This window comes from Enhydrobacter sp. (genome assembly GCF_030246845.1).
Lineage (GTDB): Bacteria > Pseudomonadota > Alphaproteobacteria > Reyranellales > Reyranellaceae > Reyranella.
Genome location: NZ_CP126889.1, coordinates 144,848 through 158,649, shown reverse-complemented (window position 1 = coordinate 158,649; position 13,802 = coordinate 144,848). Strand labels below are relative to the sequence as shown.

General features: G+C 68.8%; 16 protein-coding genes and 1 pseudogene. 7 read left to right on the top strand and 10 right to left on the bottom strand.

What is annotated here, in order from left to right:
* Window positions 1-67: 67 nt before the first annotated feature.
* The 4 genes from OJF58_RS00885 to OJF58_RS27050 form a co-directional block, all read right to left on the bottom strand.
* On the bottom strand, window positions 68-994 hold the full coding sequence (locus OJF58_RS00885; RefSeq protein WP_300781162.1) for a hypothetical protein: 927 nt from the start codon (window positions 992-994) through the stop codon (window positions 68-70).
* Window positions 995-1,110: 116 nt separating this feature from the next.
* Entirely contained in the window at window positions 1,111-1,512 is a 402-nt protein-coding gene (locus tag OJF58_RS00880; protein WP_300781161.1) for a hypothetical protein, read from the bottom strand.
* An 88-nt stretch (window positions 1,513-1,600) separates the two neighbouring features.
* Complete coding sequence (locus tag OJF58_RS00875) at window positions 1,601-1,747, bottom strand: hypothetical protein (RefSeq protein ID WP_300781160.1); 147 nt, start codon at window positions 1,745-1,747, stop codon at window positions 1,601-1,603.
* A complete protein-coding gene (locus OJF58_RS27050) occupies window positions 1,735-2,043 on the bottom strand; it encodes a helix-turn-helix domain-containing protein (protein WP_366526805.1) in 309 nt (102 codons plus the stop codon). The genes OJF58_RS00875 and OJF58_RS27050 overlap by 13 nt, the downstream gene beginning before the upstream one ends.
* A gap of 192 nt (window positions 2,044-2,235) precedes the next feature.
* On the opposite strand from OJF58_RS27050, the gene OJF58_RS00870 reads away from it, so the two are divergent.
* A complete protein-coding gene (locus OJF58_RS00870; protein WP_300781159.1) occupies window positions 2,236-2,532 on the top strand; it encodes a hypothetical protein in 297 nt (98 codons plus the stop codon).
* Between the two features lie 124 nt (window positions 2,533-2,656).
* On the opposite strand, the gene OJF58_RS00865 is transcribed toward OJF58_RS00870, so the two are convergent.
* The 4 genes and pseudogenes from OJF58_RS00865 to OJF58_RS00850 form a co-directional block, all read right to left on the bottom strand.
* Entirely contained in the window at window positions 2,657-2,833 is a 177-nt protein-coding gene (locus OJF58_RS00865; protein ID WP_300781158.1) for a hypothetical protein, read from the bottom strand.
* Window positions 2,834-2,843: 10 nt separating this feature from the next.
* Window positions 2,844-3,047: a hypothetical protein gene (locus OJF58_RS00860; RefSeq protein WP_300781157.1), complete on the bottom strand. Its 204-nt coding sequence runs from the start codon at window positions 3,045-3,047 to the stop codon at window positions 2,844-2,846.
* 112 nt (window positions 3,048-3,159) lie between these two features.
* Window positions 3,160-3,393 (bottom strand): annotated as a pseudogene (locus OJF58_RS00855) (isochorismatase family protein); the annotation flags it as partial.
* 115 nt (window positions 3,394-3,508) lie between these two features.
* The gene (locus OJF58_RS00850) at window positions 3,509-4,465 is read right to left on the bottom strand and encodes an AraC family transcriptional regulator (protein WP_300781156.1); all 957 of its coding nucleotides are present in this window, start codon (window positions 4,463-4,465) and stop codon (window positions 3,509-3,511) included.
* A 128-nt stretch (window positions 4,466-4,593) separates the two neighbouring features.
* Between OJF58_RS00850 and OJF58_RS00845 the strand changes: the two genes are divergently transcribed.
* The 3 genes from OJF58_RS00845 to OJF58_RS00835 all read left to right on the top strand — a co-directional run bounded on the left by OJF58_RS00845 (window position 4,594) and on the right by OJF58_RS00835 (window position 7,484).
* The gene (locus tag OJF58_RS00845; protein ID WP_300781155.1) at window positions 4,594-5,526 is read left to right on the top strand and encodes a hypothetical protein; all 933 of its coding nucleotides are present in this window, start codon (window positions 4,594-4,596) and stop codon (window positions 5,524-5,526) included.
* A 170-nt stretch (window positions 5,527-5,696) separates the two neighbouring features.
* Window positions 5,697-6,638 (top strand): FkbM family methyltransferase, encoded by a 942-nt coding sequence (locus OJF58_RS00840; protein WP_300781154.1) that lies wholly within the window; start codon window positions 5,697-5,699, stop codon window positions 6,636-6,638.
* A gap of 24 nt (window positions 6,639-6,662) precedes the next feature.
* Window positions 6,663-7,484 (top strand): class I SAM-dependent methyltransferase, encoded by an 822-nt coding sequence (locus OJF58_RS00835; protein WP_300781153.1) that lies wholly within the window; start codon window positions 6,663-6,665, stop codon window positions 7,482-7,484.
* A 34-nt stretch (window positions 7,485-7,518) separates the two neighbouring features.
* Here the strand turns inward: OJF58_RS00835 and OJF58_RS00830 are convergent, their stop codons facing one another.
* Both OJF58_RS00830 and OJF58_RS00825 read right to left on the bottom strand, forming a co-directional pair.
* Window positions 7,519-7,812, bottom strand: a complete 294-nt coding sequence (locus tag OJF58_RS00830) for a DUF1330 domain-containing protein (protein ID WP_300781152.1) — start codon at window positions 7,810-7,812, stop codon at window positions 7,519-7,521.
* A gap of 508 nt (window positions 7,813-8,320) precedes the next feature.
* Window positions 8,321-9,784 carry a coniferyl aldehyde dehydrogenase gene (locus OJF58_RS00825; protein ID WP_300781151.1) on the bottom strand — a complete coding sequence of 488 codons (1,464 nt, stop codon included), beginning with the start codon at window positions 9,782-9,784 and terminating at the stop codon, window positions 8,321-8,323.
* Window positions 9,785-9,929: 145 nt separating this feature from the next.
* Here OJF58_RS00825 and OJF58_RS00820 point away from each other — a divergent pair, with 145 nt between their 5' ends.
* Genes OJF58_RS00820 through OJF58_RS00810 form a run of 3 tightly spaced genes read left to right on the top strand, consistent with a single transcriptional unit; the run spans window position 9,930 to window position 13,652 of the window.
* Window positions 9,930-11,756 (top strand): adenylate/guanylate cyclase domain-containing protein, encoded by a 1,827-nt coding sequence (locus OJF58_RS00820; RefSeq protein WP_300781150.1) that lies wholly within the window; start codon window positions 9,930-9,932, stop codon window positions 11,754-11,756.
* Window positions 11,757-11,784: 28 nt separating this feature from the next.
* Complete coding sequence (locus OJF58_RS00815; RefSeq protein ID WP_300781149.1) at window positions 11,785-12,609, top strand: hypothetical protein; 825 nt, start codon at window positions 11,785-11,787, stop codon at window positions 12,607-12,609.
* Window positions 12,609-13,652, top strand: coding sequence for a G1 family glutamic endopeptidase (locus OJF58_RS00810; protein WP_300781148.1), 1,044 nt, complete (start codon window positions 12,609-12,611; stop codon window positions 13,650-13,652). Before OJF58_RS00815 ends, OJF58_RS00810 begins: the two co-directional genes overlap by 1 nt.
* Window positions 13,653-13,802: the final 150 nt, after the last annotated feature.

Genomic DNA, 13,802 nt, shown 5'->3' with positions numbered 1-13,802 from the left:
TTCGAGCGTTCAGGGGAGCGCGCCGCCAACGAGAAACCGGCTTCGCCCCGAGAAGCCGTGCGAGCTTCTAGTCGACATCGACCACGGGCCGGGCCGTCAGCCGCGGCGAGGCGAGCGCGCCGCCGATGGCGGCGGCGATGGCGCCGATCAGCAGGGCGGCGAAGGCCCACAGCGAGGCGCGCGAGGCGGCCGCGGCGCCACGGTCGGCGACGTTCCTGGCCGTCCGGACCGTGCTGTCGCGGGTCTGGACCAGCCTGGCCTGCGCCTCGTCGAAGCGCTGCGCCGCCTCTTCCTTGCCGATCTTGAGCTGGCCCGCCATGATCGTGACGATCCGGTCCCTGGCCTGGTCGGCGCGCGCGCCGCCGGCCCCGAGATCGGGGATCGCGCGCGCGATCTCCTTCTGCGCGTCCTGCGGGCTCATCGTCGCCGGATCGGGATTGGTGGGCTGCAGATAGGCCTCGGCCTGCCGCTGCACCATCTCCGGCGTGACGCCGGCCGCCTGCGCGACCTGCGGCGCCGCCGCGGCCAGCCCCTTGCCGGCCGCCGACACGGTGTCCCCCACCAGCGTGAAGGCGCCGCCGATCACGGAGCCGACTGCGGTGCTCAGCAGATAGATCGTGATCAGGAGCGCCAGCCCCCAGATCACCAGGCCGTGCAGGGCGCCGTCGAAGCGCGTCGCCACGCCGGCCAGCCGGGCCGCGACATAGCAGCCGAACAGGAGCGCGATGACGGTGCTGGCGAACCACCACAGGCCGGCGCCGATGCCCAGCCCGCGGGCGTCGGGCGTGTCGCCGCCGGGATTGACCAGGCCGAGGCCGATGCCCGCGCCCAGCATGTCCAGCAGCACCTCGACCGCCAGCACGAGCACCACGCCCGAGAAGATGGCGGGCCACGACACCCGCTTCACCACGCCGGTCAACTGTCCCAGCGCCATCGGCGCCACCGGCGATCCGACCTCGGCCGGACCGGGAACGGTTCCATAGGGTACGCTCATGGTCGCCTCCGCTTTCCGCACGGCGTGCGTGCCGCTGGAAAGGGAAACACCGTCGCCGCCCGCTGGTTGCTATGGGCTACGCGGCTCGGCGCCTGGCGGCGATCGAAGCCTTCGGCTCAGCCCGCCGGAGAGGCGCGCTCGAGGAAGTCGTTCAGGGTCGCGACATCCTCGCGCCAGCCGCCCACCGGGTCGGCCGGGCTGGGGAAGTGCGGATAGCGCTGCCCGACCGCGAGCGGCACGACCTCGATGTCGACCTTGGGCGGCCGCGCCCGGTCCTCGTCATCGGGGTCGGCCGCGGGCTCGACCCAGACATCGAGGTAGAGGCGCCGGCTGTCCTGCAACCGCAGCACGAAGCCGCACGAGGCCACGTCCATGGCATCGGCCGACCAGAAGGCCTCGACGCCGGCGACATCGTCGATCTGGATGCCGCGGCCGCTCCGGCCGAGCGCTTCCAGGCCTTGATGGAGGGCGTAGACCGGACCCGCCTCGCGCGGGTCGATGGTGGCGGACTTGGGCATGCGCGAAGAATTGCAACCCGCGGCCCGGCCAGCCAGTGACCAATGTTGCACGGCTTCTGACAAAGCTGTGATGGCGGCGTCATCGCGTCTATCTGTATCCCCACCAGTGATAGGCGGGCCGGCCGTAGGGATAGTAATAGTGGCCGGGCGGGTAGCGATAGCCCGGTGCGTAGTAGGCGCAGCCGGCGGCCGACATCAGCAGAAGGGCGCCGATGGTCATCTTCAGGTAGCGCATGATCGCCTCCGTTCGCGGGCCCCGTGGCCCGTCCGAAGGGAGTACGAAAGCGATGGTGGCGACTCCTGGGCGCCGCGGCGGCATGACGAAGGCCGCCGGTGGGCGGCTGCCGAGCCCTCACAGTGGTTGGGGCCCAGCACTTCCCAGCGGTGGAGGCGGCGGAGCCTGTCGCGCTCGGCCTCGTCGATCGGGCGATCCAGAGCTGCCGCGATCTGGCCGACCGATTGGCCGGCTTGCCGAAGCTGGGCAATCGTGCACCGCTCCTCGAGGGTGAGGTGGCTGTAATGTCTCCCCATGGCAACACCCTAGTCCGGTGTTGCACTTCGTTTGTGAACTCAGGGGGATCTTTGGCCGGCGCCGATCAAGGATCCCTCGCATTCGCTCGGGATGACACGGAGATGGCTGGAGCGCATGACTTGCTGTCGGGCGCTGCAACGTTCCGGCTGGGTCGAGCGATGATATGATTGCTGCAAGCGCCGGAGGCGATCATGAGGAACGTTCTGGTGGTGGCCGCGACCGTCGTCCTGTCGGTCCTGCCGGCGCACGCGCAGCAGCAGCCGGTCCAGCCGCAGCAGCCGCTCTACGGCGGGGGAAGCGGGAGCGGCCCGGGGCCACGGCTCGGCGATACGCAAGACTGCCGCGCCGAAGCCCGGCGCCAGGCCGAGGCGCGCTATCCGCCACAGCGTATCAACAACCGCGGCCGTGAAATGACCTTCGAGAACCCCAACCTGTTCTCGGCGGAAACTTCCTTCTTCCAGGACTGCATGCGCCGCAAGGGGTTTTGAGGGCGGCCAAAGAACAGTGGAGAAGAAGGAAGAAGATTGCGCCACTGGAGTGGCGCGCTCCCTTGAGCGCTCATCGGAGCGCGCAACTCCAGTTGCGCTCGTAGCTGTGGAGCGCCGGGCGGCGCTAGAAGGGACGACGGCGGCGGTGGAAGGCGGGGAGGGCGCGTGACGGGCCGCGGGCGGCCTTGCGCAGCGCCGGCCGGACGAGGGCCGCGAGGCTGCCGACGAAGATCACGGCCAGGAACGGCACCAGCGCGGCGGTGAACTCGACGGCGCCGAGCAGGAGATCGTGCGGGTTCACGGCCGGCGGCTCACGGCTCGTGGACGATCGCCCAGCCGGGCCCGAGCGCGGCGGCGACCACCTCGTGCGCGATCAGGTAGCGGTCGTCCCAGCTCAGGTTGCGCACGTCGGAAGCCACGGCCGCCTTGCACAGGAGATCGTGGAGAAGGGCGGTCTTCGCCTCGGCGGCCCGCGCCTCGCGCCGCTCGCACAGGATCACGACATTGTCGGCCATGCTGCTACACCCGTTGATCGCCTGCTCTTCCTAGCGCGCGACGATGGGCGACGGGTGTGGGCGAGTTGTAGCAATGCGGTGGCGGATCGGTGGCACGCTGCGCGACCGACCGTCACTCCCAGCGCGACAGGATCTCCTCGGTCGAGCTGGTCGTGATCTGCTGGCCGAAGCGCTGGCGGTAGAGCGTCAGCAGGGCGTCGTGGCTGGTGTCGTTGCCGCTGCACAGCGCGTCGGTCGGCAGCACGACATGGAAGCCGCGATCGACCGCGGCCATCACGGTGGCGAGCACGCAGACGTCGGTCTCGCCGCCGGTCACGATCAGCGTCCGCGCACCGCGCGCCGCGAGCCAGCGCGCCGATGGACTTGGGGGTGGCGGCCATGTCGGGCCGTCAACGGCCGCCGCAGCGCCCGCGTTGCATGCCGCGTTGCATGGACGAGCGGCCGGAGCGGCGGCTCGACGGCTAGCCCTGCACCCGGCGCCAGGTGGCCGGCGCCGCACCGAAGGTCTTCTTGAAGGCGCGGGAGAAGGCAGCCTCGGACTCGTAGCCCACGGCCTCGGCGATCCGCGCCAGCGAGGCCTGCGACTCGCGGAGCTTGCGCGCGGCGAGCTGCATGCGGCATCCGGCGAGATACTGCATCGGCGGCAGGCCGATCAGGCGCGCGAACCGGTCGGCCAGCACCGAGCGCGACAGGCCGACCTCGCGGCCGATCTCGTCGAGCGTCCATTCCCGCGCGCAATCGCGATGCAGCAGCGCTAGGGCGCGGGCGATATGCGGATCGCGCAGCCCGGCGAGCCAGCCCGTCTCGTTCGGCGGCAGGCTCTGGGCATGGCGCCGCACGGCCTCGACGAACAGGACCTCCGAAAGCTTCACCAGCACCGCCTCCGAGCCGGGACGGCCGGCGCCGACCTCGGCGGCGGCATAGCGGAACGTCGAGCGGATCCAGTCGGCGCCGTCACCACTCTCGACGTCGAGCGTCAGCGAGCTCGGCAGGGCCGACAGCATCGGATTGCCGTCGAAGTCGTCGCAGGCGAGGAAGCCGCAGATCATGCGCGCGCCGGCGCCGTCGCCGCCATGGCGGATCGACGCCAGGCCGCCCGAGGACGAGCGCTGGATCAGCTCGCCGGCGCTGGCCGGCGGCAGGGCGAGATCGCTTCCCATGGTGTGGCGGTCGTTGCGCGGCAGCAGGAGAATCTCGCCGGCGCGCAGCACCGCCGCCTCCCCGCCCTCGACCTGCACGTGCATGATGCCTTCCACGACATAGTGGTAGGGAATGAGGTGGGACGACCCGCCCAGCACCGGCCCGCAATGCTCGTGCGTGACCTGCACCGTGATGCACCAGGGTGCGTTGAACTCGGCATGGAGGAACACGCCTCCCGTCAGATGCACCTCGCGCAGCACTTCCGAAAGCGCGTCCATCGGCTCCCCGCTGTCGATCCGGCAGACCGATCATAACTCCCGGACGGGCGGTCATATACCGGCGCCCGGACCGGACCTACATCACGGCCGCGATCAAGACATGAGCGCAAGCACGAAAGGAGCAGGCCATGACCACCATGACGACCATACCCGCCCACGACCTGTACGCACGCTGCATCAGTGCCTCCCAGCGGGTGCGCTGGGATATCGACCGGGACGTGATCCGCGGGCGCAGCTTCGACCGCGCCGACAAGTATCTGCCCGACGGACTCTCGTTCGCCGCCGACTTCACGAGCCTGTCAGAGCCCGAGCGGCGCTTCCTGAGCCAGGTCCAGGGGCGAACCTATGCCAATGCCTTCGGCCTCGTCGAGCGCTTCATCAACGCCAAGGTGCTGGAGCTCAGCCGCGACCACTGGTTCGGCGACCAGATCGCGCTCGAGGCGCTGGTGCGGTTCAGCGACGAGGAGCTGAAGCATCAGGCGCTGTTCCGCCGCATCGAGCTCCTGATCGGCGAAGCGATGCCTGCGGGCTATCGCTTCGATTTCGATCCCGATGCCGTGGCCGGCGCCGTGCTGGGCAAGAGCACATGGTCGGTCCTCGCGCTCACCCTGCACATCGAGCTGTTCACGCAGGCGCACTATCTCGAAAGCATCCGCGACGGCCAGGGGATCTCGCCGCTGTTCAAGGACGTCTTCCTCCATCACTGGAAGGAGGAGTGTCAGCATGCGACGCTCGACGAGCTGGAGTGGCGGCGGTGCGACGCCGGGCTGTCTCCGGCCGAGCGCGATCGCGCCGTCGACGACTTCATCGATCTCGTCGAGGCGGTGGACGGCATCCTGAGGGCGCAGGCCGCGGCCGATGCCGGCTACTTCGTCGGCTGTTGCGGCCGGACCGTCGCTCGCGACGAGGCGAGGGCGATCGAGAACGGCCTCCTCCGAGCGTATCGCTGGCAGTTCATCCTCTCGGGCGCCCGGCATCCCCATTTCGGCAAGGTGCTGTCGAGCCTGACGACCGAGACGCAGCGGCACCGCGTGCAGGCGGCCCTGGCGACGCTGGCCTAGCCTGCCGCCGCGTCCGGCGCCCTTTCTCCGCCTCTCCGCCATGAGAGGCGGAGCAGGGGGCATGAAGCTGCCCGCACCGTGCTCCTTTCCGCGCGAGACCCGAGCGACGCGCATTTGGACTATGCACCGCCCGGGGCGCAACCGCCGGCAACCCCGGCGCTTGAGATGGAATGCGTTTGTCCGTTGCGCCTCTGTTGTCCGTCGCCCCGCGGTCCGCCGCCCGGCTTTCCATCGGCCGGTTTTCCATCGGCCCCTCGACGCGGCGCTTCGTGGTGCAGCAGGCCAAGGTCTGGCTGCGCGCCGTCCTGCCCTGGCCGATGGTGGCGTGGTGCGAGGCGTTCTATTTCGCGCGGTTCGGCGAGGTCGAGCTGCGCCTCGTCGGGCCGCTCTGCCGGCCGGACCGCGACTCGATCGATGTCGGCGCCAATGTCGGCACCTATCTGCACGCCATGCGACGGCACTCGCGGCGCGTCTATGCCTTCGAGCCGGTGCCGTGGCTGGCGCGGATGCTGGCGCGCAAGTTCGGGCCGAAGATCGTCGTCAGGGAGGTCGCCCTGTCGCGCGAGGCGCGCACCGCCGCGCTGCACATCCCGGTGGTCGACGGCGCGCCCGTCACCGGGCTCTCGACGCTGTCGGACGAGCTGGCCGCGCAGGAGGCGCCGTGCCGCGACATCGCCGTCGAGACGCGGCCGCTCGACGAGATCTACGAGGGCGACGTCGGCTTCATCAAGATCGATGTCGAGGGCCACGAGGACAGCGTGCTGCAGGGCGCGCAACGCACGATCGATCGCTGCCGGCCGCGCGTGCTGGTCGAGGCCGAGGAGCGCCACGGGGCGGGCGCGGTGCAGCGCGTCCAGGCCTTCTTCGGCCGGCGCGCCTATCGCGGCTACTTCGTCTTCCAGCATTGCCTGGCGCCGATCGAGCGCTTCGATCCGCGGCGCATGCAGCGCAGCGAGGACATCGCGGGCTACGCGCCCGGCCTGCCGCGCGCGCGCTTCGACCGTTACGTCAACAATTTCATCTTCCTGCCGGCCGAGGAGCCCGCCACGACCCTGGCGGAGCTGCAGGTGGCGCTCGACGCCCATGGAGCCGCCCCCGCGGAGGCTTTATGATCGCGGCCGGCAGGGGAGGGGAGCATGGCCGTTTCGTCGACAGCCGTTTCGTCGACATTCGTGTCCGCCGACGGCGACGGCTACGAGCTGCAGATGGGGCGCTGGAGCCGCAGGCTCGCGCCGCTGCTGATCGATTTCGCCGGCATCGACAGCGGCGCGCATGTGCTCGACGTCGGTTGCGGCACCGGCAGCCTCGCCTTCACGCTTGCGCGCAACCCGGCCATCGGCCGCGTCACCGGCATCGATTTCTCGCCCGCCTATGTCGACTATGCCAGGCGGCGCAACGCCGATGCGCGGGTCGATTTCCGCACCGGCGACGCCTGCGCCCTGCCGTTCGAGACGGCGTCGTTCGACCATGCGGCCGCGATGCTCGTGCTGCAGTTCGTCCCGCGCGCCGAGGACGCCGCGCGCGAGATGCGCCGCGTGACGCGTCCGGGCGGCACCGTGGCCGCCGTGACCTGGGACTCGCGCAACCTGGTGATGATGCGCATCGTCCTCGACACCGCGGCGGTGATCGATCCCGACGCCAACGCGCGGCGGGCGCGCTATTTCGTGCGACCGATGACGCGGCCGGGCGAGCTGGCGCAGGCCTGGCGCGACATCGGGCTCGTCGATGTCGTCGACGGCACGCTCGCCATCCGCATGGATTTCGCCTCCTTCGCCGACTTCTGGAGGCCCTGCGAAGGCCACGACGGCGCGCTCGCCGACTACGTGCGTACGCTCGACGCCGCCGCGAAAGCGAAGCTGCACGACCTCGTGCAGCTCGCCTATCTCGACGGCGAGCCCGACGGCCCGCGCTCCTACACCGCGACGGCCTGGGCGGTGCGCGGACGGGTGCCGGAGTAGGGGAAGCTCTCGAGGCGGACGCGGGCCGGCTGCCTCAGCCGACGCCCTCGACGATGCGCAGGTCGCGCTCCGCGGCGTTGCCGAGGACCGCCCGGGCGGCCTTGTAGCCCTCGCTGTTGTAGGCTGCGATCGCCTTCTCGACGCTTTCGAACTCGAGGACGACGGTGCGCTGCTCGATGCCGGCCTCGAACACCTTGGCCGTGCCGCCGCGCGCCAGCACCTTCCCTCCGGCCGCGATCAGCGCCGGGCCGCCCAGCTTCGCGTATTCGGCCAGCGCCGCCGGGTCCGACACCGAGCGGTAGCACGCAATCCAGTAACCCTTGGCCATGAGACATCTCCTCCTGTTCTGTGACGCCGGGCGCCGCGCCGACTATATCGGCCCTCCTCCGACGCTGCACGCCTCCGCCCGCCGACGAGCGCCACCAACGAGAAGCAAGAGCAGGGGCCCAACCAGTATCGTGTCATCCCGAACGTAGTGAGGGATCCTTCGCGGCGACGACAAAGGATCCCTCGCTGCGCTCGGGATGACACGGCAGTGGCTGCAGCGAATGACCTGCTTCTCGCTGGCGGCACGCTCCGCCGAGCGCCCGTCGGAGCGCCCCTCGGCTGCACCCAGGGCTGGCGCCACCAACGAGAAGCAAGAGCAGGCGCTCAACCAGTGTCGTGTCATCCCGAGCGCAGCGAGGGATCTTTCGCGGCGACGACAAAGGATTCCTCACTGCGCTCGGGATGACACGGCAGTGGCTGCAGCGAATGACGTGCTTCTCGCTGGTGGCACGCTCCGCAGAGCGCTCGTCGGAGCGCGCCACTCCAGTGGCGCTCATGAGGATCGTCGGTCACGTCCGCAGCCTGAGCATCAGGCGCAGGATCTTCATCGGGGTGCCGGCGTAGGGCGGTTGCAGCAGGAGCTGGATGGGGGAGAAGGGGCCCTGGTGGAAGACGGGGCGGAGCTTGGAGAAGGTCAGGAAGCCCTCGCGGCCGTGATAGTGGCCCATGCCGCTCGCACCGACGCCGCCGAACGGCAGGTCGTGCTGGCCGACATGCAAGAGCGGCTCGTTGACCGACACGCCGCCCGACATCACGTGCGTTATATAGAAGTCGCGCAGGGCGGCGTCGTGGGTGAAGGGATAGAGCGCGAGCGGGCGGTCGCGGGCGTTGATGTAGTCGGCCACCTCCTGGCGGTCGGTGTAGGTCCTGACCGGCAGGATGGGGCCGAAGATCTCGCGCTGCATCAGCACCATGTCGTCGCCGGGATCGAGCACGAGATGCGGCGGGAACCTGCGCCGCGCCGCGTCGGGCGCCTGGCCCTCGGCGAGGTCGATGAGCCGCGCGCCCTTCGCGCGGGCATCGTCGAGCGCGGCGTGCAGGCGCTCGAACGCGCGCCGGTCGATGATCGAGGTGAAGTCCGGCCCGTTGATGTCGGGATAGCGCTCCCTGAACAGCCGCACGCAGTGAGCGGCGAAGTCCTGCTCCTTGCCCTTCGGCACGAAGACGTAGTCGACGCTGGTGCAGATCTGGCCCGCGTTCAGCATCTTCACCCAGAGGATGCGTTTCGCCGCCGTCTCGATCGGGAAGTCGGGCCCCACGATCGCCGGCGCCTTGCCGCCCAGCTCCAGCGTCACCGGCGTGAGGTTGCGCGCGGCGTTGGCCATCACCGCGCGACCGGTCGCGCCCGAGCCGGTGAACAGCAGGTGATCGAAGGGCAGGGACGAGAAGGCCGGCCCTCTGCCAACGCCATCGGGCCCGCCGCCGTCCTCGAAGAAGGCGAGCTTGTCGGCCGGCAGGTATTTGGGCGAGAGCTCGGCCAGCAGCGCCGCCAGCCGGCGCGAATTCTCCGACATCTTCACCATGGCGCGGTTGCCGGCGGCGAGGATCGCGGCCAGCGGGCAGAAGGAGAGGTTGAGCGGGAAGTTCCACGGCACGACCACGCCGACCACGCCGAGCGGCTGCGGGATCACCCGGTTGCGCGCGCCGGGATAGCTCAGGACGTCGATCGGCCGGCGCTCGGGCCTCATCCATTTCTTCAAATGCTTCGCCGTGTGCGCGATCGTCTCGAGCACGACGAAGTATTCGGCGAACAGCGTCTCGAACGCGGAGCGGCCGCCATAGTCGGCGTCGATGGCGGCGACCAGCGCATCCCGGTTCTCCTTGAGAAGCCGCGCCAGCGCCGCGAGATCGTCCCGCCGCTCGCGCTCGGTCGGCGCCGGCGCCGCCAGATACGCCGCCCGCTGCCGCTCGAAGCAGGCGCGCAGCTCGTCGGGAACGGCAATCGGCTCGGCCGGGGAGAGCGGGAGGTTCATCGTCGTCTCCTTTTTCCGTCGCTATCCTACCTGATGGCGTGATGGGGTGTGCTCGCGCTTTGGTGTAGAATGATTGGGCTGTTTTCCTTGCGAAGCCCTGCAAACACCGCCAGCATGGAACGCGGGATCAGGGGGCTTTTCAACGATGCGGGAGCCCGGTCTAGTCGCAGCGCAAGCTGACGATGCGCCTCCTGCCGGTTGGTCCGCCTCCGGCAGTTCCGGCGGAAAGAGACGACTGGTCGCCGTGGTGGCGGCGGATGTCGCCGGATATTCGCGTCTCATGCATGTCGATGAAAACGACACGCATGCGCGAATGAAGGAGATCGAGTCGCAGATCCTGAGACCGCAGATAGCGGCGCGTGGCGGCGAAATCGTCAAGCATACGGGCGACGGCTTTCTGGCGACGTTCGACAATGTCGAGGATGCTATCGACTGTACGGTCGAGCTGCAGCGGACCCTCTTCGCCTGGAACGAGAAGGAGCCGCTCAGTCGGCGCATCAACTATCGCATGGGTGTCAATGTCGCCGACGTGATCGTCGAGGACCACGACGTCTTCGGCGACGGCGTGAACATCGCCGCGCGCCTTCAGACCTACGCCGAGCCGGGCGGAATCGTTGTCACTGACATGGTGGCACGGCATATCTCGGGTGGAGATGGTATCGCCCTGCACGATCTCGGGGATCTGCCGCTGCGCAATATCGGCCGGCCCGTCAGGGCTTTCAGCCTGGGGCACGCCACGTCCATATCGCCGCCCCTGGCCGACGCGGCGCCGGGCTTCGACGAGCGTGCGTCGATCGTCGTGCTGCCGTTCACCGAGCAGCCGAGCCGGCCCGGCGAGGAGTATTTCGCCGAAGGCATCGTCGACGACATCATCCATGCTCTTGCGGGGCTGAAGGAGCTGTTCGTCATCGCCCGCGGCTCGACCTTGGGCTTCCGTGATCCCGCCTTCGACGTGCGCGCCATCGGCCGCGAGCTGGGCGTTCGCTACGTCCTGCATGGCAACGTGCGGCGCGCCGAGCCCGATATCCGCATTCGCGCCGAGCTCTGCAACGCCGAGTCGGGGGCGATCGTCTATACCGATCAGTATACCGGCCGGACCACCGATCTGTTCGACCTGCAACGGCGGATCGCGGCGCGGGTGGTGACGACGATCGCGCCGCAGGTCCGCGAGCGGGAACGGCTGCGCGCGCTTCGCAAGCATCCGCGGAACATGACGGCCTACGACTTCGTGCTGCAGGCGCTGGGGCCGCTGTTCCACATGGATTACGAGTCGTTCTCGCTCGCCCACGGCCTGTTACAGAGCGCCATCTCTCACGACCCGCACTACGGGCCAGCCCATTCGTACACGGCCTACTGGCACTTGCTGCGCGTCGGCCAGGGCTGGTCGCCCGACATCATGGCGGACGCAGAAGCGGCAGGACGGGCCGCCGCCACGGCGATCGAGCTCGACGAGAACGATGCGCTGGCGTTGGCGATCTGCGGCCATGTCTATTCCTATCTGAGGAAGGATTTCGACACCGCCATCGAGCTGCAGGATCGCGCCATCGAGGTCGGACCGAGCTGCGCGATGGCCTGGACCCTGAGCAGCGTCACGCGCGGGCTTGTAGGTCAGGGTGCGGCCGCCGTCGTGCGCGCCGAGCGCGGGCTCGAGCTGTCGCCGCGCGGTCCGCACGTCGTCTATCACGAGCACATACTCTCGCAGGCGCATTACACCAACGCCAACTACGACGAGGCCGTGGTGTGGGGTCGTCGCGCGGCCAAGCACAACGATCGCCTGACCTCCAACCTCCGCTGCCTCGTCGCTGCGCTGATGGCGATCGGCCAGGAGGAGGAGGCGCGCCGGATGGCGAGGCGTTTGCTCGAGCTCGATCCGGGCATGAGCCTCGCCACCTTCGCGAAGCGCACGCCGCTTCAGGGCGAGATGCGCGACACCTTCATCGAACGGCTGCGGGCGGCCGGATTGCCCGACTGACGGACGGTTCACGCGAAGGGGGGACACCATGACGGGGAACACGGGAAATACGGGAAACACGGGAAACACCGGCAATACCGGCAACATCGGCAATGCCGGCGGGGGCGGCGGCTGGTTCTTTCCCGATCGCATCGACCTGCCGTTTGCGTTCGACGCCGGCGGGACCGATCACCTTACGACGCTGCCGAACTATCCGGACATGCTCTGGGATCCGCAGTGGCTGTCGTGGCTCGTCCTGCAGCAGTTCGCGAAGACGGACTGGATGACGATCACCCTGACTGGCGGCGATTCGCAGATTCCGGCCGACCCCAAGCCCGAGCTCGACAATCTGCTCAAGGCGGCGATCGACGAGCGCGCCGACGCCCTGGGTGAGATCGTGGCGCAGGCCGACGAGTTCCTGAGCTTCTTCGTGGCCCTGCTGGGCATCAATCCGGCAACGTATCCCAAGACGCGCAGGCTGCTGCATATCGGCGAGCTGGTCGGCAAGTTCGCCGTCATGTACTTCAAGTACGACAAGAAGCGTTCGCGGCCGTCGCAGCTTTGCCCGGCCCTGATGCCGCCGATCCTGGTCCCTGGCCATGCTTCCTGGCCCAGCGGGCATGCGACCCAGTCGTGGCTGGTCGCGAAGTGTGTCGAGCTTGCCCTGCCCAGCGCGAACGGGATTGCCGACACGCTATCGCACGATCTCGAAAAGCTCGCGGTGCGGATCGCCCGGAACCGCGAGATCGCCGGCCTCCATTATCCCAGCGACTCTGCGGCGGGGCGGGAGCTGGCAGGGAAGGTGCTGGATTATCTGAATACCTGCAGCCTGTTCAGTGACGCCGTGGACGAGGCCAAGTTGGAGTGGGCGTGATGTTGACCGACGCCGAGCGCGACGAGCTCGCGGCGCGCATGAACGACGACCTGCGGCAGCGTCTGCTGGTCGTGCCTCGGCGACCAGAGGGATTTCAAGCCATAGATGCTACGGCGGACGAACTCACGCTCTACGGCTTTCCGCCGCGACCGGAAGACGAGGCAGCCCTCGTGATCTGGGAGAAGATCGTCAGCGCGCCTGGACGACTGCTCGACTTCTCGTTTCCTGTCCCCGGCGGGCTGTTGCCCAGCTACAGGATCGCCGTCAATCGGTTGACCGGCGGCGCGCGTCAGGAGACGAGCGCCAACTGGTCGGGGGCCGTCATCGAAGCCGAGGCCGGGCGACCCTTCGGCCAAATCCTGGGCGGATGGCATGTGCCGAGGGTCCAATTGCCCGCAGGCGCTCTGCCCGACGTGGAGTATCGTTGCTCGGTCTGGATCGGCCTTGACGGCCACGCGCGAACCTCGTTCTCGATGCCGCAGGTGGGCACCAGCCAGACCGTCATCCTGAGGGATGGCGCGCCACGATGCACTTACGAGGCTTGGTATCAGTGGTGGGTGCGGGACCACGCGTTTCCGCCTGTGCTGATTCCCGGTCTCGACCTCGATGCCTGCGACGAGGTCGCATGCGCGCTCGACGTGTGGGATTCCACTCATGTCGGAGTGAGCATCACCAACGTCACGAAGGGCATTCCGTTCTACCAGCCGATTGCTGCGCCCCAGGAGGCGCTCGCCACGTTGCCCTTCTTCAGGATCTTTCCGGTCGAGGGCGTGACTGCCGAATGGATCGCCGAGCGGCCGACCAAGCTCGGCGCAACGGACCTTCATCCGCTGCCGGATTTCGACCGGGTCACTTTCGAAGGTGCATTGGTCGAGACTGCGCCGCCGCGGCTCGTGCGCGGCCTGTCCCCCTCGCGGCTGATCCGCGTGACCGAGCGCCGGCCGGGCCAGACGGTCGTGCTGTCGCGCGCCAGGCTGGACAAGTGCTATCCGCACCAGAAGCTGTGCGTTGGACCGGGCATCGAGAAGGACATGGGCGGATAGCCGCGGTTGAACGTCCGTCATGTCGCCGGGTAGGGCGGGATGACGCACCGGTTTTGCGCGCGAGGGCTGTAACCCGGAAGGCCGCATTCCCATTTATCTGGCGTGGCAGGAGTCGGGACACCCTCCGCCCCGTGGCGGCAGGGCGTTTCG

What these genes read in the sequence shown, in the direction of transcription:
- OJF58_RS00875 (WP_300781160.1), bottom strand. Translation starts at nt 1,747, where the DNA reads ATGCGCTACCTGAAGATGACCATCGGCGCCCTTCTGCTGATGTCGGCC.
- OJF58_RS00820 (WP_300781150.1), top strand. Translation starts at nt 9,930, where the DNA reads ATGCGGGAGCCCGGTCTAGTCGCAGCGCAAGCTGACGATGCGCCTCCT.
- OJF58_RS00830 (WP_300781152.1), bottom strand. Translation starts at nt 7,812, where the DNA reads ATGGCCAAGGGTTACTGGATTGCGTGCTACCGCTCGGTGTCGGACCCG.
- OJF58_RS00835 (WP_300781153.1), top strand. Translation starts at nt 6,663, where the DNA reads ATGGCCGTTTCGTCGACAGCCGTTTCGTCGACATTCGTGTCCGCCGAC.
- OJF58_RS00885 (WP_300781162.1), bottom strand. Translation starts at nt 994, where the DNA reads ATGAGCGTACCCTATGGAACCGTTCCCGGTCCGGCCGAGGTCGGATCG.
- OJF58_RS00860 (WP_300781157.1), bottom strand. Translation starts at nt 3,047, where the DNA reads ATGGCCGACAATGTCGTGATCCTGTGCGAGCGGCGCGAGGCGCGGGCC.
- OJF58_RS00815 (WP_300781149.1), top strand. Translation starts at nt 11,785, where the DNA reads ATGACGGGGAACACGGGAAATACGGGAAACACGGGAAACACCGGCAAT.
- OJF58_RS00840 (WP_300781154.1), top strand. Translation starts at nt 5,697, where the DNA reads ATGCGTTTGTCCGTTGCGCCTCTGTTGTCCGTCGCCCCGCGGTCCGCC.
- OJF58_RS00850 (WP_300781156.1), bottom strand. Translation starts at nt 4,465, where the DNA reads ATGGACGCGCTTTCGGAAGTGCTGCGCGAGGTGCATCTGACGGGAGGC.
- OJF58_RS00810 (WP_300781148.1), top strand. Translation starts at nt 12,609, where the DNA reads ATGTTGACCGACGCCGAGCGCGACGAGCTCGCGGCGCGCATGAACGAC.
- OJF58_RS00845 (WP_300781155.1), top strand. Translation starts at nt 4,594, where the DNA reads ATGACCACCATGACGACCATACCCGCCCACGACCTGTACGCACGCTGC.
- OJF58_RS00870 (WP_300781159.1), top strand. Translation starts at nt 2,236, where the DNA reads ATGAGGAACGTTCTGGTGGTGGCCGCGACCGTCGTCCTGTCGGTCCTG.
- OJF58_RS27050 (WP_366526805.1), bottom strand. Translation starts at nt 2,043, where the DNA reads ATGGGGAGACATTACAGCCACCTCACCCTCGAGGAGCGGTGCACGATT.
- OJF58_RS00880 (WP_300781161.1), bottom strand. Translation starts at nt 1,512, where the DNA reads ATGCCCAAGTCCGCCACCATCGACCCGCGCGAGGCGGGTCCGGTCTAC.
- OJF58_RS00825 (WP_300781151.1), bottom strand. Translation starts at nt 9,784, where the DNA reads ATGAACCTCCCGCTCTCCCCGGCCGAGCCGATTGCCGTTCCCGACGAG.